This window comes from Dyadobacter subterraneus (assembly GCF_015221875.1).
Lineage (GTDB): Bacteria > Bacteroidota > Bacteroidia > Cytophagales > Spirosomataceae > Dyadobacter > Dyadobacter subterraneus.
In genome coordinates, this window is the sequence record NZ_JACYGY010000002.1 from 1142920 (window position 1) to 1164359 (window position 21440).

At 39.0% G+C, this 21440-nt stretch carries 19 protein-coding genes; 9 read left to right on the forward strand and 10 right to left on the reverse strand.

Going from position 1 to position 21440, the window contains the following annotated elements; all coding sequences use genetic code 11:
• Window positions 1–75 precede the first annotated feature (75 nt).
• Window positions 76–1149, reverse strand: coding sequence for a peptide chain release factor 1 (prfA, locus tag IEE83_RS30310; RefSeq protein ID WP_194124457.1), 1074 nt, complete (start codon window positions 1147–1149; stop codon window positions 76–78).
• Between the two features lie 203 nt (window positions 1150–1352).
• Between prfA and IEE83_RS30315 the strand changes: the two genes are divergently transcribed.
• Both IEE83_RS30315 and IEE83_RS30320 read left to right on the forward strand, forming a co-directional pair.
• Window positions 1353–1928 carry a hypothetical protein gene (locus tag IEE83_RS30315; protein WP_228102141.1) on the forward strand — a complete coding sequence of 192 codons (576 nt, stop codon included), beginning with the start codon at window positions 1353–1355 and terminating at the stop codon, window positions 1926–1928.
• Between the two features lie 52 nt (window positions 1929–1980).
• Window positions 1981–2586 carry a hypothetical protein gene (locus tag IEE83_RS30320; RefSeq protein ID WP_194124458.1) on the forward strand — a complete coding sequence of 202 codons (606 nt, stop codon included), beginning with the start codon at window positions 1981–1983 and terminating at the stop codon, window positions 2584–2586.
• Here IEE83_RS30320 and IEE83_RS30325 read toward each other — a convergent pair.
• Window positions 2581–4101 (reverse strand): GH3 family acyl-acid amido synthetase, encoded by a 1521-nt coding sequence (locus IEE83_RS30325; protein WP_194124459.1) that lies wholly within the window; start codon window positions 4099–4101, stop codon window positions 2581–2583. The two genes, IEE83_RS30320 and IEE83_RS30325, sit on opposite strands and share 6 nt — an antisense overlap.
• Before the next feature lie 185 nt (window positions 4102–4286).
• On the opposite strand from IEE83_RS30325, the gene IEE83_RS30330 reads away from it, so the two are divergent.
• Window positions 4287–5213: an SAM hydrolase/SAM-dependent halogenase family protein gene (locus IEE83_RS30330; protein WP_194124460.1), complete on the forward strand. Its 927-nt coding sequence runs from the start codon at window positions 4287–4289 to the stop codon at window positions 5211–5213.
• 77 nt (window positions 5214–5290) lie between these two features.
• Here IEE83_RS30330 and IEE83_RS30335 read toward each other — a convergent pair whose 3' ends face one another.
• From IEE83_RS30335 to IEE83_RS30345, 3 genes are all read right to left on the reverse strand, one after another.
• Window positions 5291–5569 carry a hypothetical protein gene (locus IEE83_RS30335; protein ID WP_194124461.1) on the reverse strand — a complete coding sequence of 93 codons (279 nt, stop codon included), beginning with the start codon at window positions 5567–5569 and terminating at the stop codon, window positions 5291–5293.
• A gap of 173 nt (window positions 5570–5742) precedes the next feature.
• Window positions 5743–6621, reverse strand: coding sequence for an aldo/keto reductase (locus IEE83_RS30340; protein WP_194124462.1), 879 nt, complete (start codon window positions 6619–6621; stop codon window positions 5743–5745).
• Window positions 6622–6797: 176 nt separating this feature from the next.
• Window positions 6798–7958 carry a T9SS type A sorting domain-containing protein gene (locus IEE83_RS30345; protein WP_194124463.1) on the reverse strand — a complete coding sequence of 387 codons (1161 nt, stop codon included), beginning with the start codon at window positions 7956–7958 and terminating at the stop codon, window positions 6798–6800.
• A 301-nt stretch (window positions 7959–8259) separates the two neighbouring features.
• On the opposite strand from IEE83_RS30345, the gene IEE83_RS30350 reads away from it, so the two are divergent.
• Window positions 8260–9834, forward strand: coding sequence for an IS1182 family transposase (locus IEE83_RS30350; protein ID WP_194119464.1), 1575 nt, complete (start codon window positions 8260–8262; stop codon window positions 9832–9834).
• A 159-nt stretch (window positions 9835–9993) separates the two neighbouring features.
• Here the strand turns inward: IEE83_RS30350 and IEE83_RS30355 are convergent, their stop codons facing one another.
• Window positions 9994–11478: a xylulokinase gene (locus tag IEE83_RS30355; RefSeq protein WP_194124464.1), complete on the reverse strand. Its 1485-nt coding sequence runs from the start codon at window positions 11476–11478 to the stop codon at window positions 9994–9996.
• Window positions 11479–11798: 320 nt separating this feature from the next.
• Here IEE83_RS30355 and IEE83_RS30360 point away from each other — a divergent pair, with 320 nt between their 5' ends.
• On the forward strand, window positions 11799–13262 hold the full coding sequence (locus IEE83_RS30360; protein ID WP_194124465.1) for a M20/M25/M40 family metallo-hydrolase: 1464 nt from the start codon (window positions 11799–11801) through the stop codon (window positions 13260–13262).
• A 38-nt stretch (window positions 13263–13300) separates the two neighbouring features.
• On the opposite strand, the gene IEE83_RS30365 is transcribed toward IEE83_RS30360, so the two are convergent.
• Window positions 13301–13621 carry a DMT family transporter gene (locus IEE83_RS30365; protein WP_194124466.1) on the reverse strand — a complete coding sequence of 107 codons (321 nt, stop codon included), beginning with the start codon at window positions 13619–13621 and terminating at the stop codon, window positions 13301–13303.
• A gap of 103 nt (window positions 13622–13724) precedes the next feature.
• Window positions 13725–14288 carry a Crp/Fnr family transcriptional regulator gene (locus IEE83_RS30370; RefSeq protein WP_194124467.1) on the reverse strand — a complete coding sequence of 188 codons (564 nt, stop codon included), beginning with the start codon at window positions 14286–14288 and terminating at the stop codon, window positions 13725–13727.
• A 124-nt stretch (window positions 14289–14412) separates the two neighbouring features.
• Here IEE83_RS30370 and ispE point away from each other — a divergent pair, with 124 nt between their 5' ends.
• Together ispE and IEE83_RS30380 are read left to right on the forward strand one after the other, a co-directional pair.
• Window positions 14413–15222: a 4-(cytidine 5'-diphospho)-2-C-methyl-D-erythritol kinase gene (ispE, locus tag IEE83_RS30375; RefSeq protein WP_194124861.1), complete on the forward strand. Its 810-nt coding sequence runs from the start codon at window positions 14413–14415 to the stop codon at window positions 15220–15222.
• 95 nt (window positions 15223–15317) lie between these two features.
• Window positions 15318–15947 (forward strand): cytochrome c oxidase subunit 3, encoded by a 630-nt coding sequence (locus IEE83_RS30380; RefSeq protein WP_194124468.1) that lies wholly within the window; start codon window positions 15318–15320, stop codon window positions 15945–15947.
• On the opposite strand, the gene IEE83_RS30385 is transcribed toward IEE83_RS30380, so the two are convergent.
• Entirely contained in the window at window positions 15944–17155 is a 1212-nt protein-coding gene (locus IEE83_RS30385; RefSeq protein WP_194124469.1) for a TCR/Tet family MFS transporter, read from the reverse strand. The genes IEE83_RS30380 and IEE83_RS30385 overlap by 4 nt on opposite strands.
• Before the next feature lie 168 nt (window positions 17156–17323).
• Here IEE83_RS30385 and IEE83_RS30390 point away from each other — a divergent pair, with 168 nt between their 5' ends.
• Window positions 17324–18490: a helix-turn-helix domain-containing protein gene (locus tag IEE83_RS30390; RefSeq protein ID WP_228102142.1), complete on the forward strand. Its 1167-nt coding sequence runs from the start codon at window positions 17324–17326 to the stop codon at window positions 18488–18490.
• Window positions 18491–18598: 108 nt separating this feature from the next.
• A complete protein-coding gene (locus tag IEE83_RS30395) occupies window positions 18599–19804 on the forward strand; it encodes an acyltransferase family protein (RefSeq protein ID WP_194124470.1) in 1206 nt (401 codons plus the stop codon).
• On the opposite strand, the gene IEE83_RS30400 is transcribed toward IEE83_RS30395, so the two are convergent.
• On the reverse strand, window positions 19785–21362 hold the full coding sequence (locus IEE83_RS30400; protein WP_194124471.1) for an OmpA family protein: 1578 nt from the start codon (window positions 21360–21362) through the stop codon (window positions 19785–19787). The genes IEE83_RS30395 and IEE83_RS30400 overlap by 20 nt on opposite strands.
• Window positions 21363–21440: the final 78 nt, after the last annotated feature.

Here is a 21440-nt window from a genome sequence, read left to right on the forward strand (position 1 = left end):
CGAAGGAGCCAAAACTCTGAGGAACAAGTGCAATTGCTATAAACAGGAAGCTTCAAAGGAGCTGAACTTCCCAAATTAAATTGTTTCGCCTTCCTGCATTCTTTCCGCATTTTCAGCAATACGCAAACGCTCGATAAATTCTGCAATATCACCTTCCATTACGGCAGGCAAATTGTAAACGGTGTAACCGATGCGGTGATCAGTAATCCGGCTTTGCGGGTAATTATATGTTCTGATTTTGTCAGATCTGTCGCCGCTTCCAACCATGGATTTACGCTGAGAACTGACAGCATCATTATGTTCTTTCAATTTAATCTCGTAAAGACGTGAGCGCAAAACACCCAAGGCTTTATCTTTATTTTTCAACTGCGAACGTTCATCCTGACAGCTAACAACCAGTCCCGATGGGATGTGTGTCAAACGAACGGCAGAATAAGTAGTGTTAACTGACTGTCCACCAGCACCTGATGACATAAATGTATCAATACGCACATCGTTCATATTAATCTGAACATCAACTTCTTCTGCTTCCGGTAAAACGGCAACCGAGGCCGCTGAGGTATGAATTCTTCCCTGAGATTCCGTTTGCGGTACACGCTGAACACGGTGAACGCCCGATTCAAACTTCATTTTACCGTAAACATCTTCACCTTCAACTTTACATATAATCTCTTTGTAACCTCCGTTGGTACCTTCAGTAAAATCCATGATCGACGATCTCCAACCCATTTTTTCGAAGAAACGCTGATACATGCGGAACAAATCGCCGGCAAAAATCGAAGCTTCATCTCCACCCGTTCCACCTCTTATTTCAAGGATAATATTACGGCTGTCATTAGGATCTTTTGGTATCAATAATTCTTTAATGATCAGATCCATTTCTTCCATTTTTGGAAGCAATTCGTCCAATTCTTCTTTTGCCATCTGGCGCAGCTCCTCGTCCTTTTCATTGACGATCATATCTTTCGTCCCTGCAATATCCTTTTGAAGTTTTTGGTAAATTGCGTACTGTTCAACAATCTTTCCCAAATCCTTATATTCCTTGCTCAATTTGGAATATTTAGTGGAATCGGAAACGATTTCAGGTTGTATAATTTGTTGCGAAACTTCTTCGAAACGTTCTTTTATGGCTTCTAATTTATCTTGCATATCGCGTTAATGTCTTTTGGCATTGCATATTCGGGCGACAAAGATACGCATTTTAGGTTGAAGAATGTTTTTCGTACGTTCGTTGTCTGTTTTGAATTACAAAGTTGTATTTAACGTTGAAGAATAAGTGTGGAAAATCCCTGATTTTGTTTGTTGAAATCTGCTTTTGTAACGCTTTTACCAGTTTAACTTATAAAAATAAAATGAATCGTATCGTATATATTCTGGCTTTTGTATTGCTTTTGTCTGGCTGTAATAATACCCGTGTTGAAAATACCAAGGAATTGTCCAATGAAATAAAGCAATCGAAAATCGTGCGTGTTACCAATACCCAGCTTATTTATACGGTCGACGAATGGGGAAAGAAAATCTCAAAACTGGCGCAGAAATCATTAGAAGAAGCACTGGTGAAAAGTCCGGAAAAGGCAGCCGAACTTTGTAAAAACCCATCTGAAATCCCAATTATAGGTGCTTTGGAAAAAAAGTATGGCGTAAAAATTTCATTGCTTGGTTCTGATGATACGACAAATACAGAACTTGATAAGAAAGAAACCGAGCTTTTAAAGGCATATCTTTATAGTGCCAAAAGTAATACAACCTCATTAAGCGATAATGTTCAGCCGATTAATGATACCACAGTTGTCTATAACGTTCCTGCTGATTTACAAATTTGTAAAACCTGTCTTGCTGACAAAACACCATCATTTGCACTTTGGAGATTGTTATTTGACAAAAAGGAAATTCTGAGAAAAGTAGATGTAAAAACCTTGAAAGATTGATTTGGATCGGTTTTTGCTACTTGAATGTAAATTACTTAACGTAGCAGACGATATGGCTGATCAAGATCAATTCAATCCGGAAGATTTTACCCATTTTCGGGAAAACAAGAAAATCCCGAAAGTGATCGAAAATGAAATTTTAAAAGCACTTTCATTTTATCCCGAATTGCAAAATGTACCGATTGATTTTGTGTTTAAACAAAACATAAAAAAATCAGTCATGCAGGCGCAGCCAAAAATTGGAACAATGTTCACGGGAAAGAAAAATCGTGGTTATCAGATCAATATCAGCGCTTTATTTAAGTTAACACATACTGCAATTCCTATTCATCAAATTCCAAAGGATATCCTGATTGGCTGGATAGGGCATGAATTGGGGCATATTATGGATTATCATAATCGCAATATTTTTGGCATGATCAGATTTGGTTTTGGGTACTTATTTTCAACAAAATATATTCAGCAGGCAGAAAAGGTGGCGGATACTTTTGCTGTTACCCATGGTCTGGGAAATTATATCATCCAAACTAAAAACTTTATCCTGAATCACGCCGAATTACCAGAGAAATATAAACAAAAAATTGCCCGGCTATATCTTTCTCCTGATGATATAGTCGAGCAAGTGAGATTATTGGAAGTGCAAAGAGCAGCTTTATGAATTTTGACTTACAAAAGCTTCAAATTCAATAAAATCTTCTTCTTTCATGACCCGGGGAATTTTTACCTGTCCGCCCAGTTTCTTAGTTTCTTCGCTCCATTTATGAAAAACAGTTTCGGGAATAAGTACCACTTCAACGCCTTTTAGCGCTTTTCCACGCGCAACTTTATAGTTTTTATTGCTGGTTTGTAAAGCATTGTCGAGCGATTCCGCAACTTTGATTGCATCTGGAAACTTGTCAGAACTGATATACCATTTCAAAATAAATTCTTCATTTTTATGAACTGCGGCAGCAATAAATTCGGTCATGACCAGATCATATTCTTTTTCCAGAACACGAAGTGCATCATTCATCTGGTTAACAGAAAGTTGCTCACCCACTACATTCAGATAATGTTTTGTCCGACCGGTGATTTTTATTTCTGCCCTTGATTTGTCCGTTATCATTACCGTATCGCCAATCATATAACGCCACGCTCCGGAAACGGTAGAAATCAGCAGACAATAATTTACATCTTCTGCTGCGTCTTCAAGGGCAAATATTTCTGCATCCGGTTTCACCAAACCATCTTCATCAATATTGTCGCCTTCCATCGGTACAAACTCAAAGAAAATTCCGCTGTTGGTAAATAAAGCCATTGAAGAAGTCTCAGGCCGGTTTTGTATGGCAATAAAACCTTCAGAAGCCAGATAAGTATCGATGTAAATCAGGGGATGAGCAAATAATTTTTCCAGACTTTTCCGGTAAGGATCAAACGCAACGCCGCCTGTTGTATACACCTGGAGATTTGGCCAGATTTCGTGGATATTTTTTAAGTTATGCTTTTTGATAATTTCTTTCAGCATCAACTCAATCCATGCAGGAATTCCAGACAGACATCCAATATCCCAATCTGGTGCCTGTTCTGCAATGACTTTAACACGTTCATCCCAATCTTTAATATCCGCAATTTCGCGTCCTGGCTTGTAATAACCTCCAAACCAGCTAGGAATATTGCTTGCACTTATTCCACTTATTTCTCCTTCCAAATGATCATCTTTTTCAATCAGATTGGTACTGCTTCCAAGCATTAAGATTTGTTTTTCAAAAAACTCTGCGGGTAAATCAAATGCACTCAGATTCATGATTTCATGTGTACCGCTTTTCCTGATCGCATCCAGCATATCGTCTGTGACTGGAATATGTTTGCTGTTGCTGGTGGTTCCGCTGCTTAATGCAAAATATTTCTGACCGCCTGGCCAGGTTACATTTTGATGGCCTTCGAGTAAATAATGCCACCAGTCGGCGTTCATTTTGTCATAATCATGAACCGGAACAAATTGCTGAAATGCAGCTATGATGTCTTCGCTTTCTAAAATTTCTTTGAAATTATAAGCTTTTCCAAATGCGGTAAGTTTTGCTTTTTCCAATAGCGAAAGAAGCACTTCCCGCTGCTCTTTCACCGGATCCGGATCGCTTGTTATATAACCCGAAAGGTCAATTGCCTTTTTGATCAGTTCTCCAATAACTGCCATGAATATTTTGTTAAATTGATGTGAGTAAAGTAATTATAAGAAAACGGTTCAAAAGCTATGCCAACCATTGATTTTTGTTAGTCTCGACAGATGATCTTTGAAATTTTATAACTTTACAAAAGGACTACACGAATACTGAATCATACAAAAAAGGCAAGTAATTCTTAAATATACAGGTATAAATTATGGCATCATTTTCCTTCGTTAACTACATCAAAAAATTCATTTTGTCAGCGATTACTATTTTGCTGACGCTTCTTTCTTTCACTTCAAATGCCCAAAACAATATTCTCGTTTTCCAGTCTGATTTTGGATTAAAAGATGGCGCCGTTTCTGCGATGAAAGGTGTAGCGATGGGTGTTTCTCCTGACCTGAAAATATTTGATCTAACGCATGAAATTCCGGCTTACAACATTTGGGAAGCATCTTACCGACTTGTTCAAACGGCACCATATTGGCCGGTTGGCACTGTTTTCGTTTCCGTTTGCGATCCGGGTGTTGGAACAAAAAGAAAATCAGTGGTCCTATTAACAAAAACAGGACATTATTTTGTCACGCCGGATAATGGAACATTAACTCTTGTTGCAGAACAAATGGGAATTCAGGAGGTGCGTGAAATTGATGAAGTGAAAAACCGTCGTAAAAATTCGAATGAGTCGTATACCTTTCATGGTCGCGATGTATATGCATTTACCGCAGCCAGATTAGCTTCCAAAACCATTACTTATGATCAGGTTGGGCCAAAACTTCCGAATCAAATTGTTTCAATTCCTTACACAAAACCATCTTTCGAAAAGGGAAAAGTAAAAGGAACGATACCAATTCTGGATATTCAATATGGCAACGTCTGGACGGATATTGACAAAAAGCTTTTTAATCAATTGGGAATTAAAATAGGAGAAAATATCAAGGTCGAGGTTTTTGACGGAGAGAAAAAAGTCTACACCGGAACCGTAAAATATGTCAATACTTTTGGAGAAGTACCTGAAGGGAGTGATGTCGGTTATTTCAACAGCTTACTCAATTTTTCTTTGGGAATTAATATGGCAAGTTTTTCTGAGAAGTATCATGTGTTTAGTGGAAGTACATGGAGCATAGTGCTCAGTAAATAATAATTGAAGTTTTGCCATTATAACTAAAAAACCTGCTGTCAAGCAGGTTTTTTAATAATCATATATTGAAAAAAATCTTATAATTTTTTCACTTCATCCTTTACACCTTTTCCCACTTTCTTCGCTACTTTTTTAGTGCCATCATATGCTTTTTCAGCACCTTCGCCTACCTTTTCAGCTCCGGTTTTTACGCCGTTACCAACAACTTTGGCATCCTTTTTAATTGCGGCACCTACTTTTTTAGCTCTTGATTTGGTAGCTGCAACAGCTTTCTGCGTTTTTGTCGAATCAGTATCCTGCGCGAAAGAAGCAGTTGAAAATGCAAATAGAGCGGCAATGATCAATATTTTTTTCATTTGTCTGATATGGTTTTTTTTATTCAAAGTTTAAAGCTCTCGCTTTTGGTATTTATACGGATTAGAGCTTTATAAGTCACATTTCCTCAGAAAAGTTTTGATGATACTGAAAAATAAAAAAGCCAGTTACGTTTCATAAACGTAACTGGCTTTTGAGCAAAAACTTATTATTATCAGAATGGATTAACGACCTGATAAAGTGCGTACCAATCCTGATTTGTTAATTGAATATCCGAGGCACTTGCTGCGTTTCTGATTCTTGTTTCTGATAAAGATCCGATAATTGGCAAAGTACCTAATTTCATCAACCAGGCTACTGCCGTTTGTTCAATGTTAGCATCATATTTTTTACCAATTTCTTCAAGTTTAGCTCTTAACGCCACAGCTTTTTCATCTGTCCCATCTAAAATTCTTCCGCCTGCCAGAGGTGCCCAGGCCAACGGTTTACTAAAACACTGTTTGATAAAATCAATACGACCATCTTCAATGGCTGTCGTATTCATCAAATTTAATTCAATATGATTCGTAACAATCGGGATTCTGAGGTAAGAAGCTAAAAGCTGGTGCTGAAAAACAGAGAAATTCGCAACACCAATATGTTTCACTTTTCCTGATTTAACTACTTCCGCAAGTGCACCGGCCGTTTCCTCCGGATCTGCCAGAAAATCGCTGTGCTGCAAAAGGAAAATATCAAGATAGTCTGTGTTCAGTCTTTTCAAAGAACCATTTACGCTATTGATAATATGATCTTTCGAAGTGTCATAGTATTTAAAATCGCCATTATCTGACTTTCTGATCCCGCATTTACTGAAAAGAACTATGTCTTCTCTTTTGAAGGATTTGTTTTTGATAACCTTGCCAAAATGCTCTTCTACGGTAAAATCGCCGTAAATATCTGCATGGTCAAATGTATTTATTCCTAGTTCCAGACACAGATTAACCGTTTTTTCAATGGCGGATGTTGTTTCTGCACCTTCATCTTTCCATCTCCAGAAACCATAAATTGCTTCTGATACTTTTGGGCCGGAATCACTTAAACTAACTTTTTTCATTCGGTGGTGTTGGTTGGATCAAGTTGCAAAAATACCCTAATTTTAAAAATAGCAATCCAATTTCTGTATTACTCCTACGATTACTTAAAACTTAATAAGGATTTCAGTATAAAAAAGAAAGCTCCTGACTCAATCAAGAGTTTCGGAGCTTTGTTAAGGGTTTATTGGATTTATTTTTATTCAATTACTGACACTTTGACCGATCTGGGCTTGGAATCACCGTTCGTATCATTAATTTTTAATTCGAATATTCCGGGTGTTGGATTTCCTTTTATAATAATTTGATAGGAATCCATATTTTCACTTTTACTTATTTTTATGGGAACTTCTTTGCCAAGATGGTTATACAACCTGATTTCCGGATTCTTTAATTCCAGCGATTTGATTTCAAAGGTTCCGGTTGTAGGATTGGGGTAAACAAAAAGTTTTTCATCCCCGGAATCTGATTTAACGGCAATTATTCTTGAATATTCATAACTTCCATCCAGATCAATTTGTTTGAGACGGTAATAAAAAGTCTGTTCTGATTTAATTCCCGTATCTGAAAACTCATAGGAGGATTTCAACAGGGTAGTGGAATTTCCTGCAACATATCCAACCTTATGGAAGTTTATCGCGTCAACACTTTTTTGAACTTCAAAACCTTCATTTTGATCTTCCCATGTAGTTTCCCATTTTAATAAAACTGAATTATTTTCACAACTGCCTTTAAATGAGCTTAGTTTGACTGGCATCGGGGAAATGACGGTACCATTAAGGGTGACATTATCCATCCTGAAACTGGCACCAGTGGAAGCGGTGTTTGCACTTAAATCTGCTCTTTGCGGACCATATGGATAAATTCTGAAAGTTAATTTTACGCCGCTTGCCACAGTGAAATCATCAAAATCCCAATTTGTTGTTGCTCCGGGCGACGTTACTGTCAAAGGAGCCGCTCCCCATGCTGTGGATGTAGCGAAGCCGTCGGTGCTGTAACGGATTTCAAGCTGATTAGGAGCTGAGGCACTCCCTTGTCGGAAAAAGGTTAACGAAGTGACATTAAGTTGAAAGCCGGCATCAGCCGTAACGGAAAACTCAATGTAAGAGTTGTTATTAATTGTTGCCGTATTGTTGAGTGTTGTAGAATTAAAAGCATTGGAGAAAGCGGTACAGGTAATTGTGTTTCTGGTGAGTTCTGTTCCGGTAACGCCGGGAATTGCTGTTGCTACATTACCAGGTGTGGGACAGGCCGATGCCCCCGTAAAAGTATTTAAATAAATTTGCCCGAAAGTAAGTGAAGGCGCACAAAAAATAAAGATTAACAGCAAGAGCTGTTTAGCGTAAAAGTTTCTAATCATAATAATGATGTGTATAGTGTTAAGAATACTATTGCACCGAAAGTATGAAAAAGAAGATATTTTAACGGAAATATTTAATAAATAATTGGTTTTATTCAATATTTGATTAGAAATTTCAAATAGGTAATATTTTATTCGCTTGTGGAATATTTTTATGAGCACCTGACTGCAAAAAATCAGAATCGGTTATAAAATAGTGAAGCTGTTATTAGGCTGAGGGGCTGACCAAAAAGCCAAAGCCCTTTATCTACTTTGTAGATAGAGGGCTTTTTTGTATTTTTAATTACCACATTAGAAATACATGAGCAAGATAAAAAAATCTATCGTCTTTAAAGAATACTGCCCGCAGCAGCTATTATTTTTACCACCTTCTCTTGAAGAACTGATACCTCCTACGCATTTGGTACGGGTTGTTAATGAAGTAGTTGAACGGATGGATATCACAGAGCTGATGAACCTTTATGAAGGTGGGGGAACCAGCGCATACCATCCGCGGATGCTGCTGAAAGTCTTACTTTATGCGTATTGCATCAAGATATATACTGGCAGAAAGATAGCCCGTGCCCTGGGTCAGGACATCCATTTCTTCTGGCTGAGCAGTATGAGCCGGCCCGATTTTCGGACCATCAATACTTTCCGGAGCAGCAAAGCCAAAGAAGTGATTGAAGTGCTGTTCAGCTCCATGCTGGTGTTTTTGATGGAACACAAGTATATCAAAATGGAGCACTATTTCTGTGATGGCAGCCCATTTATGGCCGATGCCAATAAGCACAAGATGGTCTGGAAGAAGAATGCCCTCCGGTATAAGGCATCAGCAGAACAGAAATGCCAGCAGCTGCTCAAAGAGATTGATGCGCTGAATGCATCCGAAGATTTTACCTACGGAAATAAAGATCTTGAAGAATATGGATCACAGCCTGTTAGCCGGCAGGTCCTGGCCAATCAGATTGACCAGCTCAATGAAAAGATTAAGAATACCAGCGTCAAAAAAACAAAACGCAAAGCCCAAAGCCTGGGCAAACAACTGGTAGAAACAGCAGATCGGATTGAGAAATACGAGCAGCAGATTCTTATCGCGGGCAGCCGCAGTGGCTATAATGTAACAGATCAGGACGCCAGTGCGATGATGATGAAAAATAAGGTTGAGGTACTGCCCGCATATAATGTGCTGGCGGGATGTGAAGATCAGTTTATTACCGGCGTAAGCCTGCACCAGAACACCAATGACGGCACCTGCTTCAAAGACCACTTGGATCAGCTGTCAGTTCAGCAGTCTGTGACCCCTGAAAACATCATTGCTGACAGCATCTTTGGTACCGAAGAGAATTATGAGCTACTGGAAAACAAGGGGATAAACAATTATTTGAAATTCCCCCAGTTCCATAATGAGCAAAAGAAATCCTATAAGAATAACCCTTTTTTAAAAGAGAATTTCTATTACGATCCCGCTGCAGATAGCTATACCTGCCCCAATAAGCAGCAGCTTACTTTTCGAAGCAGCTATAAGCATACACATAAAAAAACAGGTTATCAGTCACATATAAAGGAATACGAATGTACAGACTGCACGGGTTGCCCATTCTACGAACGCTGTTGTAAATCTACCCAAGGGCATAACCGTACACTCAAAGTTAATGAGCAGCTTGACCAATACAAGCAACAGGCACGGGACAACCTTAACTCACAGAAAGGTTTTGAGCTCCGCAGACGAAGAAGTATTGAAATAGAAAGCTGCTTTGGCGACATAAAAGCCAACATGGGTTTTCGCCGCTTCCATCTTAGAGGTCTTAAAAAGGTAACTACTGAGTTTACCTTGGTTGCTATGGCCCACAACCTGAGAAAACTGCATCTTAAAAGACAAAAATCAGCAGCCTAAGTAGAAAAAATGGCCAGATAGCTGCTCTTAAGAGTACTTTCCGGCCATTTTTTATAAATCAATTAAATAACGAAGCTAAAAATCAAAATGAAGATCTTTTATTTATAAATCAAAGAACTCTTTTTGGTCAGCCCCTAGATATACTTTAAACTTGTTCTTTTAAACTTCTTTTACAAGTGCTTCCTTCCATTTTCCATAAGCCTCTTTTGTGACTTCCGTTAAAGAAGAGTCCGGTTCGATGGTACGAACTGCGGTTAAACCAGTGAAAGCTTCGTTACGATTTTTGTAATAACCCAATCCCAAACCTGCGGCACGGGCAGCTCCCTGTGCTCCGTCAGTATTGAAAAGTTCAACGGTTGCTCCGGAAACATTTGCAAAAGTTTCCCGGAAAACGTGGCTTAAAAACATATTTGCTTCACCAGCTCTGATATTTTTCAATGAAACGCCAAGCGTTTCCATTACTTCCATACCATAATAAAGTGCGAAAACAATTCCTTCCTGAGCGGAGCGCGTCCAATGACTGATACCATGACGGCTGAACTGTAGACCACGGAAATTGGCCCCCGGATCCTGGTTTTCAAGCATTCGTTCTGCGCCATTACCAAACGGAAGACAAATTAATCCATCCGAACCAACCGGCGACTGAGCCGCCAAATTGTTAATTTCAGGATAGGAAATGTTGCCTTGTAATAATGTATTTCTCAACCAGCTGTTCAAACTTCCTGTCCCGTTTACACAAAGTAAAACACCATAACGCGGCGCTTCAACGGTATGATTTACATGAAGAAAAGTATTAACCCTGGATTTTTCATCAAATTTTATCTGATCACTTACACCGTATACAACACCCGAAGTCCCTGCCGTTGCTGCTACTTCCCCGGGGTTTAAAACATTTAAAGAAAATGCATTATTGGGTTGATCACCAGCGCGGTATGTAATAGGTATTCCTGCTTTCAAACCCAAAGCAGCTGCTGACCCCGCCGTCAGTTTTCCTTGCTCAGAAAAGGTTGGCAAAACATTGGCAATCAGATTTTTGTCAAAACCGAAATAATCCAAAAGAAAATCGGCCGGTTTTTCTTCTTTAAAGTCCCAGAAAATTCCTTCAGATAATCCCGAAGGTGTAGTGACAATTTCACTAGTCATCTTAGCTGCCAGGTAATCTCCCGGAAGCATGAATTTATGCACTTTGGCATATACATCGGGCTCATTTTGTTTAACCCAACCAAGTTTTGAAGCCGTAAAATTACCTGGGGAATTCAGCAAATGTGGTAAAACGGTCTTCTCCCCAATCGCTTCCATCGCTTTGTTTCCAATTTCAACAGCACGACTATCGCACCAGATAATGGATGGACGCAGTACGTTTAAATCCTTGTCAACAACGACCAAACCGTGCATTTGATAGGAAATTCCGATGGCGCCAACGTAATCAGGAGAAATTCCGGATTGTTGCATGACCGCTCTGGATGCAAGACATGCGTTTTCCCACCATTGTTCAGGCTGCTGCTCTGCAAAACCTGGCTTTGGCGCGGCAATAGCCATTTCTTTTTCAGGATAAAAAGCCGAAGCTATCACCTGGCCGGTGTCTGCATGCAGGAGACATGCCTTGATAGATGAACTGCCTAAATCGAATCCCAGGAAATACATATTGGTAGTTTGCGGTTAGTCGGTTTATTGGAAAAATTATAAATATTAACAGATTAAAATCAGAAATGCAAAATTGTTGAATTTGTTGGATATTACAATAAATAATAAGTGTATATATTACACTTTAAAAAAAATGATGATCCACTATTTTATTTAAAAACTTAAAACACCAATTTTTACCTTGTTTTAAATGATTCTTTCAAAACTCTTGTTGCATCTTAAATCTAATTTTAGTTTAAGTTATTTTCCATAGATAATAAAAATCAAATTCTTTGCTAACTTAGATTTCGTAAATCTACATCGTCCTTTTATAGGAAATTATGAAAAAAATAATATTGGTTGCGGTAGCCGGCGGATTATTCTTTTTAGCCACCGGGTTTAATTCAGATGACAAAAAATGGGAAAAAACTTTTACACGTCTTGACACCGAAGTAAGAAAGAACAGTAAAGCATACGAAACTTTGGGCAGCGCCACACAGACCATTGGCCACAGGCTGACGGGCAGTGCAAATGGTGAAAAAGCCGAAGAATATGCTTACAAATTATTAAAAAGTTATGGTTTTACAGACGTTGCCTACCAGCCTTTCGAAGTGGAAGCCTGGATGCGCGATACTGTAACGCTTAGTATTGTTCCCGGAAGCAGCGACAATTTCCGTGATGTGCCCGTGGTTTCTCTGGCCCATTCACCGGTTCAGTCAAATCTTAAAGGTGAGATTGTGGATGTTGGGAATGGTCTGGAAGAAGATTTTGAAGCACTGAAAGATAAGGTTAAGGGCAAAATTGTTCTGGCCAATATCGGAGTAGTAGGCGTGACGGGCAAAAAGAATTTGCATCGTTCTGAAAAAACCGCTCTTGCTATTAAATATGGTGCCGACGGAATTATCATGGTAAACCAGGCTCCCGGCAAAATTTTGCTGACAGGAACTGCCTCGGTTACAGGTGCAATTATTTCTATTCCAGCGGTTTGTGTTTCAAACGATAGCGGAAAAGAAATCCGTGGCTGGTTGAAAGATGAAGGTCCGTTGCAGGCGCATATTGATATGCACAACATTTCAAAACAGATCAAAGCGAGAAATGTAATTGCAACTTTGAAAGGAAAATCGGACGAGAAAATTATCATCGGCGGTCACCTTGATTCATGGGATCTGGCAACTGGCGCTATCGATAATGGTATCGGTTCATTTGCTGTGATGGACATTGCACGTGCTTTCAAAGCTTTGAAAATCAAGCCTGAACGCACCATTCAATTTGTTTTGTTCATGGGTGAAGAGCAGGGATTGTTAGGATCAAAACATTTTGTCAGTGAGTTAAAACGTACCGGACAGGTTGACAAAGTCGCGTATATGATGAACCTTGACATGACCAACGATCCAAAAGGAATCAATGCTTTTGGAAAAGATGAAATGACAGATTTCTTCAAAGGTGTCGGCGAAGCTATTCACACTGTTGATGCAGGTTATAAAAACGAACAAGCTAACAGAGCCGGTTTACATAGTGATCATCAGCCATTTATGTTGGAAGGAATTCCGGTTGCGGGACTTTCCGGTACACTTGCTCCGGAAGTTATCCAATGTTACCATGCTGATTGTGATGATTTTAAACTTGTTAATAAAGATCAGCTTGAAAACACAGTTCGTATAGCAGCCATGTGTTTATATGCGCTTTCAAACGCAGATAAAATCCCGGGCAAAAAGCTCTCAGATACTAAAACAAGAGATTATTTGATTTCTCAGGGTTTGAAACAAGAGCTCGTGATCGGGCAGGAGTGGAGATGGGGAGAATGATAATTTGAATGTATCGAGTTTAAAAAATGGTCTCGGAATTACGATTTCGAGACCATTTTTATGCCTACGATTGAGCCAATCAATAAAGTGATAAAAAACATTCGCCAGAAATCTGCGGGATCTTTATAAAAAATAATCCCGATAATAACAGTCCCGACAGCGCCAATTCCAGTCCAGACGGCATAAGCGGTACCAAGCGGAATACTTTGTATTGCTTTATTCAAAAGAAGAAAACTAAATACAATACAAACAAAAAAGCCAAGGCTCCATTTCAGATTTGTGAAATTGTCAGAGTGTTTCAGACAGGTTGTAAAACCTACTTCAAAAATGCCGGCTATTATTAAGATGATCCAGTACATAATCAAAATTTGTAAACGCTAATGGCTAAAATGCCAAGAGCTCTTGTCCACAAAGTTCAGCCTGTTTATCCACATAAAATTTTACAAATGTTAAAAAATGAAATCATTTGAGTTCCGCCCGGATTCGGCTTAGTGTAACCTGGCTGATTCCAAGATACGAGGCAATATGTCCCAAATTAACTCTTTGAAGAACGTTTGGATAAGAATTTATAAAATCTTCATAGCGCACTGTTGCCGTTTTAAATTGCCTGGAAATAAATCTTTCTTCTGTTTTGATCAATTCTGATTCAACCAGTTTTCGTCCCCAGTTAGCAATTTCCAGATCGGAGCTGTAAAGCTTTTGTAATACCTCATTTGAAATTTTATAAAGTACCGAATCTTCAAGTAATTCGATACTTTCATAACCCGGTAAACCCAGAAAAAAACTATTGTAGGAAAGTAAAACATCCGATTCTGCACCAAACCAAAACGTCACTTCTCTGTCTTCTTTGTCCAGATAAGCGCGGGCAATACCGGTTTCAACAAAATAAACACTACGTTCAATTCGTCCGGCCTTGATCAATACATGACCTTTCGGATATTCAACTTTTTCAAGAATCGATATAAAGTCGGATAATGAATTTTCACTTAAACCAAGCTGACGGATTTTTTTGATCGTGTTTTCCAATTGAGAGGTTTTATCAAAGGTTGAAAAGGAAAGCAAACAAATTTTAACACTTATTTCAAATCTTCAATACCACTTCAAAAGATTACTGCGGATATTTGTCATGGCTTACAAAATTTTAAAATCCATGGTTGTTTTTCCAAACGCAAAAATTAATATCGGACTCAATATTGTTGAAAAAAGACAGGACGGATTTCATAATATTGAATCGTGTTTTTATCCGGTTGGCTGGTCTGATGCATTGGAAATTCTACCGGCTGAAAGTTTTTCGTTTCAATCGGATGGAATAAATATTCCCGGAGATCCGGCAACGAATCTTTGTTCAAGGGCGTATTACATGCTGGCAGAGGATTATGATGTTGAGCCGGTCAGTATTCAGTTGCTCAAAGCCGTACCAATTGGTGCAGGATTAGGCGGAGGCTCATCGGACGCGGCATTTACGATAAAGGTGTTAAACGAATTATTCGGCTTAGAAATTTCTTTGGAAAAACAACTGGATTATGCGCGTAGATTAGGCAGTGACTGTGCCTTTTTTATAGAAAACAAACCTGTTTACTGTTTTGAGAAGGGTGACCGCTTTGAAGAAATCGGTCTAAACCTGGCAGGAAAATGGATCGTTTTGGTTAATCCTGAACTGCATATTTCAACGGCCGAAGCATATGCGGGAATTCAACCGTTAAGATCAGAAAATGATCTCCGTGAGATTTTGACGACGCCTATGGAAAACTGGAAAGAGGTTGTGAAAAATGATTTTGAAACATCTTTATTTCCAAAATATCCTGTATTGAAAAAAATAAAAGAAAGTTTGTATAACAAAGGAGCAAAGTATGCAGCGATGAGCGGATCGGGATCGACTTTGTATGGTATTTTTGATGAAGAAACCGACTTGTCCGGCATTTTTGGCCAATATAAAGTTTGGCAGGGCTATTTGAAATAATAATTATGGCCTTGTTGTATCGGTACTACAAAAATTGTCGTTATAAAAACTTATATTCCCGTGTCATTAACCTGTTTTGATAAAGAGATTGAATAATGAGTCCTAAACACTCTACCAAAGACAAAGAAAACCCGTTCACAAAGCGCAGAGAACCTTTCGGGTTCATGCTTTGGCTAGGGGTTATTGGTAGTTCGCTTTTGTTTTGCATTATCTTTCTTGAATATATTCTTCGCGCTGATGGCGGTAACTGGCATTTTGTAGCTTTGCCGGATATGTTCTGGTTGAGTACGCTGGTTATTCTTTTCAGCAGTATTACTTTACACGAAGCAAATCTGGCTTTTGTCCAGGAGCGTTTTCTACATTACAGGATTTTTCTCGCCGCAACACTCCTACTTGGTATTACGTTCATGTTACTCCAAGGCGGCGGCTGGATGGAGATTATTGAAAGCAGAAGTTTTGGCAATCAAAATAACACCTCTTTCGGATTTATTTATCTGCTCACAGGTTTACACTTAATCCACATTCTGATCGGCGTAATCTATCTTGGGATCATGTTCAAAAAAGCATTGAAGAACAGGGCTTACGTAGATTCTTTTGTATATAGTGTCAATCCTCCCAATCGTCTTAAACTCAAATTAATAACCCGTTACTGGCATTTTGTAGATGTTTTGTGGGTTACAGTTTTTCTTTTATTGCTTTCTTTGAGTTTCTTCAATACCTACTAAAAATTCTTTTTCAAACTTTTTCTTGCCAAAAATGCGCTGACCAAAGTCAGTACAGCCGCTGTAAGCATAGGTGCGCCCGGAAAATAAAACGGAGCGGTCGGTTTTGTGAAGAAATAGAAAAGATTGCTCATGAGCGGAGGACCAATGATGGATGTCAAACTCATCAAACTGGTCATAGCACCTTGTAATTCTCCCTGTTCATTTGCTGGTACCTGCGTTGAAATAAGTCCCTGCAATGACGGTCCGGCGATTCCTCCTAAAATATAAGGAATCATGAAAGCAAACATCATCCAGGTTTCTGCCGCAAAAGCAAATAAAACAAAGCCTACTGAATATAGGAACAAGCCAATATAAACACCTTTTTTCTGACCGATTTTTGGAATAATTAATCGGATAAGTCCGCCTTGCACAATTGCCCCCAACAAACCCATCGCTCCTAAGGAATATCCGATAATCTGGGCATCCCAATGGAATTTTTCCATGGTGTAGTACGACCAGTTGCTCTGAATGGCATGATTGGCAATGTACAATAGTGCAAGCGAAACAATAAGTCCGGAAATAACCGGATAACGTTGCAGATTTTTCAATGCACCGGCAGGATTGGCACGATCCCAACTAAACTTACGGCGATTTTCAGGTTTCAAGGATTCTGGAAGGATGAAAAATCCATATATCCAGTTTACTAAAGAAAGTCCTCCTGCTGCTAAAAATGGAACACGCGATCCATATTGACCTAATAAACCTCCCAAAACAGGTCCAATAATAAATCCTAATCCGAAAGCTGCACCAATAAGTCCGAAATTCTGGGCACGTTTTTCCGGTGAGCTTACATCAGCGATATAGGCTGCGCCTGTTGTAAAACTTGCACCCATAATTCCGGCGATGATCCGGCCAACAAACAGCCATCCAATGCTTGGCGCATAAGCCAGAAACATATAATCCAGAGCAAAACCGAGCAACGAAGCAAGCAGAACAGGTCTGCGACCAAACTGGTCGCTTAATCCGCCAACGATTGGTGCACAGATAAATTGAACAAAGGAATAAGAAAACAGAATCCAGCCTCCATAACGTGCGGCGTCACTCAAACTGCCGCCAACCAATTCGCTGATCAGTTTTGGCATGACCGGAATAATAATTCCAAGGCCAATTACATCAATCAGAAGCGTAACAAATATAAATCCGATTGCCGGAGATTTTTTCGAAGTCATAAGGAGTAATTATTCCTCAAATGTACAGTTAAAATCGAGTTGGAAAGATTAAAAAAATGTTAGTTCCTTGTTTTTATTTTGTAAAAAAGAAGCGTTCTGTGATGTAGATGAAGTAATTATATCGAAGATAGTTCCTGATTTGTATCTTTGAACATGCTGTTAAAAACTATGTTCCCAGCTCCGCCAATCCGTATGGATCTTTTTTCCATCGTTATATTACTTGGTATTGTCCAGGGAATACTTCTTTCGTATTTTTTTATATCAAATAGTAAAGGCAACCGGCTTCCAAATCTTCTGCTTGGAATTTTGTTACTAGGCTTATCCTTGATTATCACGGATGTATGGCTGGGTTATACCAATTACATGTTTAAAGTGGTTTGGCTTGTCGATACTACTGAACCAATAAATCTCCTGCTAGCTCCGCTAACGTATCTGTATATCAAAAAAGCGATTAGTAATCAGGATTTTAAGAATCGCGACTGGCTTCATTTTATTCCGTTTGGTACATATCTGATTTACATGGCTTTACTGGTTTATCCACAAAGTGCCGAATATAAATACAACGCAAATGTGGATGCTTTTCATCCTGAAATGAACAGAATTTCGGCCGATATGTATGGCGAACACTGGATGTTTTTACTAAAACGGCATATTAGTGACTTCACTTTTTTGAGCATGTTCAGTTATGATATTGCCGTTTTCGTCATGCTGAAAAAGGCTTATGATAAAATAGGATACTCATTTTTTACGCGTGAGAAAACAGCCTTATCCTGGTATCGGAGATTTCATTTACAACTTGTTACACTGGTTCTTGCTTTTTTGATCATCCGAATTTCTTTTAACAGTGATCTCGGAGACCATATTATTGCTGCTTTGATCACGCTGATTATTTATGCAACAAGCTTAACGGTATTTAGCAGATCTATGTTTTTTCAGGAAAACAATACGAGAGTTGTCAAAAAGTATGAAAAATCGTCTTTAACCGAAGAACTCCAAACTTCCACTTTGAAAAAGCTGGAAGAGATCATGAAGACTGAAAAACCTTTTCTGGATGCAGGATTTTCTATGCCCGCTTTGGCAAAACGACTTGGTATTTCCACGCATCATTTATCCCAGATTTTGAATGAAGAACTGGGACAAACTTTTTTTGATTTCCTCGCTTCACACCGGATTGCAGAAGCAAAAGTTTTGCTTTGCGCGGAAGATAGCAGCTATATAAAGATTGAAGAAATTGCACAAATGGTGGGTTACAATTCCAAATCCGCCTTCAACACTGCATTCCGGAAAAATACGGGATTGACCCCATCAGAATTCAAAAAACAAAGCGTAAAATAGATTTTTTTGATGTTCTGATCTATCGGGAAGAACGTCTGACTGATACGCACATGCTTCTCAGGGCTCAGCAAGGGGGTAATTTTGGCTATCAATTAAAAAAATAGTCAAATGAAAAATCCAATTTTAAACCAGCCGCAAATTTCTCCAATACGCCGTTACGATCTTGACTGGCTAAGAGTAATCGCTTTTCTGATCCTGATTTTCTTTCATGTCGGGATGTTTTTTAATTCCTGGGGATGGCATATCAAAAACAATGAAATCAATTCTGCAATCGAGTTGCCGATGCGCTTTACGAGTATGTGGCGGATGGCACTTTTGTTTATGATTTCGGGAGCAGGTGTGTATTTTGCTTTGGAAAACCGGAGTTCAAAATCCTTTCTTTCGGAGCGATTTATCAGAATTTTTATTCCCTTGCTTTTTGGGATGTTTGTAATTGTTCCGCCGCAGATATTTTTTGAAAGATTAACACAGGGTGAAACATATTCCTACGGAGAATTTTACAAAACGGTTTTTCAATTTCATTCCTATCCTCACGGCAATTTCAGCTGGCACCATTTGTGGTATCTGGTGTATATTTTCTTTTATTCTTTACTGACTTTGCCGCTGTTATTATTTATAAAGAAACGTCCGCAAATGACTGCGAAATGGGCGAAATTTTTCCGTAATCCTTTTGCGTTGATTGTTATACCCGTTATCTGGCATTTTATCGGCGAAAAGTTTTTGGGTGAAAGATTTCCAAACACAAACAACCTTGTTCACGACTGGAACAATCATTTCCATTCCCTGACTTTATTTATCTGCGGATTTATTTTATGTACGCAGACAGCTTTTTGGGAAACACTGGTTAAATACAGAAAACTAACTCTGGGAATATGGATAGTGCTAACAACTATTCTGTATTCAGTTTACTGGTTAAGCGACAGAGAATTACCAGCCTGGGAATGGATGTTTTATTCAATAATCCGCACTACAAACGCCTGGTGCGTCCTGTTGTCATTTTTTGGATATGCCTATTTATATCTGCAATTCACAAACAGATTTCTCAAATACGCCAATGAAGCGGTTTATCCGTTTTACATTTTGCACCAGACTGTCATTATTTGTCTGGCTTATCCGTTGATAAATTCTGTCTTGCCAATCTGGCTGAAATTTATTTATCTCGCAGTTACCACATTTCTGGTATGTCTGGTACTTTACCATTTCCTGATCAAACGGTTTAACTTTTTACGCTTTCTTTTTGGATTGAAAACAATAAAAAGGAAAACAGAAGACGTTGGTCAGGAAATCGAAATTCCTATTTCTTCAAGATCTTGAATTCTACGCGCCGGTTTGTCTGTTGGCCTTCCGGCGTATCATTTTTAGCAACCGGCATGGTTTCTCCATATCCTTTACTCGCCACGCGATCCGGTTCAATACCTTTGCCGATCAAATGTTCACGCACCGCATCAGCACGATCTTGTGAAAGTTTAAGGTTGGCCTCATTGCCGCCAATATTATCCGTATGTCCGCCGATTTCAATAAACAATTTTTTATTCTCATTCATCGTAATCGCTATACGATCCAGTTCCGGGAAGGATTCTGTGTTAAGTGTCGCCTTGCCAAAAGCGAAGAAAATGTTGTTCAAACGAACAATTTGTCCTTCTTCAATCGGGATTAATTTTAATGATTTGTTTGAAATTTCCTTATAGTTTTTCCCTTTTCCGGTTGTTGTCGAATCTGTTAAATCGACACTTTCTCCTTCGGCGATAAAATTCGGTGCAACGGCACGCATACTATATTTTTGACCGTACGGAAGTACGATTTTATATTCCCCTGTCACTGGATTTGTAGTCGCTGTACCTGCTTCTTCACCATCCGGCAAGGTTTCGTAAATAATGGTAGCCTCTATCGGTTTACCCGTTTTTGAATCAATTACTTTACCGCTGATCATGACCACAGGATCAGATGTAGGCAAATTAGGCTGTGCTTTTGCAGTATCGCCGGGAACAGGTTTTGGCTGCAAATTGTATCTCACCACATCACCTTTTCCTTCCGTGTCTTTGAAAGAAATCATGTAAGCATAATCACCAGCAGCGGAAATGGTGTAGTAAGCGTCATAACCATCGGTATTGATAGCAGGACCAAGATTTACCGGTCGGCTCCATCTTTTCCAGGATTTGTCGATGCGTTTGCTGTAATAAATATCATTACTTCCCTGGCTTCCTTTCCGGTCGCTGGAAAAATAAAGGGTTACACCGTCGGGAGCAAGAAATGGTGTTGTTTCAGTAAAATCTTCTGTATTTATTTCCGGGCCAAGATTCATCGGCTTAGTCCAGGTTCCGTTTTTTTGTTTAAAACTCACATACAGATCATCAACTTTGCTATTCTTTTTTTCACTGAACGACATCACCAACGATTTTCCGTCTGTCGACAAATAACCGCAATCAAACTGCCCTTTACTTATTTTAGCATAGTTCGGAATATCAATTTTATTTGGAACAGACCAGCCTTTGGCAGTTTTTTTACTCATAGAAAATCCACGTGTTTCGTAAACGCCGGCTTTGTAAGCACCTTTGATCAAAAGTGTATTTCCGTCAGGTGTTATGCTGTAAAGACTGTTATATTCTTCCTTATTCAAAGGAGATGGCAATCTGCGCGCCGGCGTCCATTTTTCGTTTTTCAGTTCAGAAAACCAGATATCCTGACTGCCTTTTGTCCCGTTTGTATTTTGCGGATGACTGATCCTGGAAAAATAAATCGTTTTGCCGTCAGGAGAAATAATCGGGGCAATTTCATTGAATTCCGTATTAACCGTTTTACCAAGATTTTCCAACTGAGCCCAGACCGGCGAAATCATCAGCGCAGAAAATATAAAAAGCAGAGGGAGACGCATTTTTTGTCAGAGAATATGGTGTGTTTTTTATAAAAGAAAAACGAAATTTTTACTTCCCGTCTTGAAATACAACGATTT

Coding starts and splice junctions, on each gene's coding strand:
- IEE83_RS30390 (WP_228102142.1), top strand. CDS start 17,324: ATGTTCCCAGCTCCGCCAATCCGTATGGATCTTTTTTCCATCGTTATA.
- IEE83_RS30400 (WP_194124471.1), bottom strand. CDS start 21,362: ATGCGTCTCCCTCTGCTTTTTATATTTTCTGCGCTGATGATTTCGCCG.
- IEE83_RS30365 (WP_194124466.1), bottom strand. CDS start 13,621: ATGTACTGGATCATCTTAATAATAGCCGGCATTTTTGAAGTAGGTTTT.
- IEE83_RS30395 (WP_194124470.1), top strand. CDS start 18,599: ATGAAAAATCCAATTTTAAACCAGCCGCAAATTTCTCCAATACGCCGT.
- ispE (WP_194124861.1), top strand. CDS start 14,413: ATGGTTGTTTTTCCAAACGCAAAAATTAATATCGGACTCAATATTGTT.
- IEE83_RS30340 (WP_194124462.1), bottom strand. CDS start 6,621: ATGAAAAAAGTTAGTTTAAGTGATTCCGGCCCAAAAGTATCAGAAGCA.
- IEE83_RS30360 (WP_194124465.1), top strand. CDS start 11,799: ATGAAAAAAATAATATTGGTTGCGGTAGCCGGCGGATTATTCTTTTTA.
- prfA (WP_194124457.1), bottom strand. CDS start 1,149: ATGCAAGATAAATTAGAAGCCATAAAAGAACGTTTCGAAGAAGTTTCG.
- IEE83_RS30380 (WP_194124468.1), top strand. CDS start 15,318: ATGAGTCCTAAACACTCTACCAAAGACAAAGAAAACCCGTTCACAAAG.
- IEE83_RS30355 (WP_194124464.1), bottom strand. CDS start 11,478: ATGTATTTCCTGGGATTCGATTTAGGCAGTTCATCTATCAAGGCATGT.
- IEE83_RS30330 (WP_194124460.1), top strand. CDS start 4,287: ATGGCATCATTTTCCTTCGTTAACTACATCAAAAAATTCATTTTGTCA.
- IEE83_RS30350 (WP_194119464.1), top strand. CDS start 8,260: ATGAGCAAGATAAAAAAATCTATCGTCTTTAAAGAATACTGCCCGCAG.
- IEE83_RS30345 (WP_194124463.1), bottom strand. CDS start 7,958: ATGATTAGAAACTTTTACGCTAAACAGCTCTTGCTGTTAATCTTTATT.
- IEE83_RS30385 (WP_194124469.1), bottom strand. CDS start 17,155: ATGACTTCGAAAAAATCTCCGGCAATCGGATTTATATTTGTTACGCTT.
- IEE83_RS30325 (WP_194124459.1), bottom strand. CDS start 4,101: ATGGCAGTTATTGGAGAACTGATCAAAAAGGCAATTGACCTTTCGGGT.
- IEE83_RS30320 (WP_194124458.1), top strand. CDS start 1,981: ATGGCTGATCAAGATCAATTCAATCCGGAAGATTTTACCCATTTTCGG.
- IEE83_RS30335 (WP_194124461.1), bottom strand. CDS start 5,569: ATGAAAAAAATATTGATCATTGCCGCTCTATTTGCATTTTCAACTGCT.
- IEE83_RS30315 (WP_228102141.1), top strand. CDS start 1,353: ATGAATCGTATCGTATATATTCTGGCTTTTGTATTGCTTTTGTCTGGC.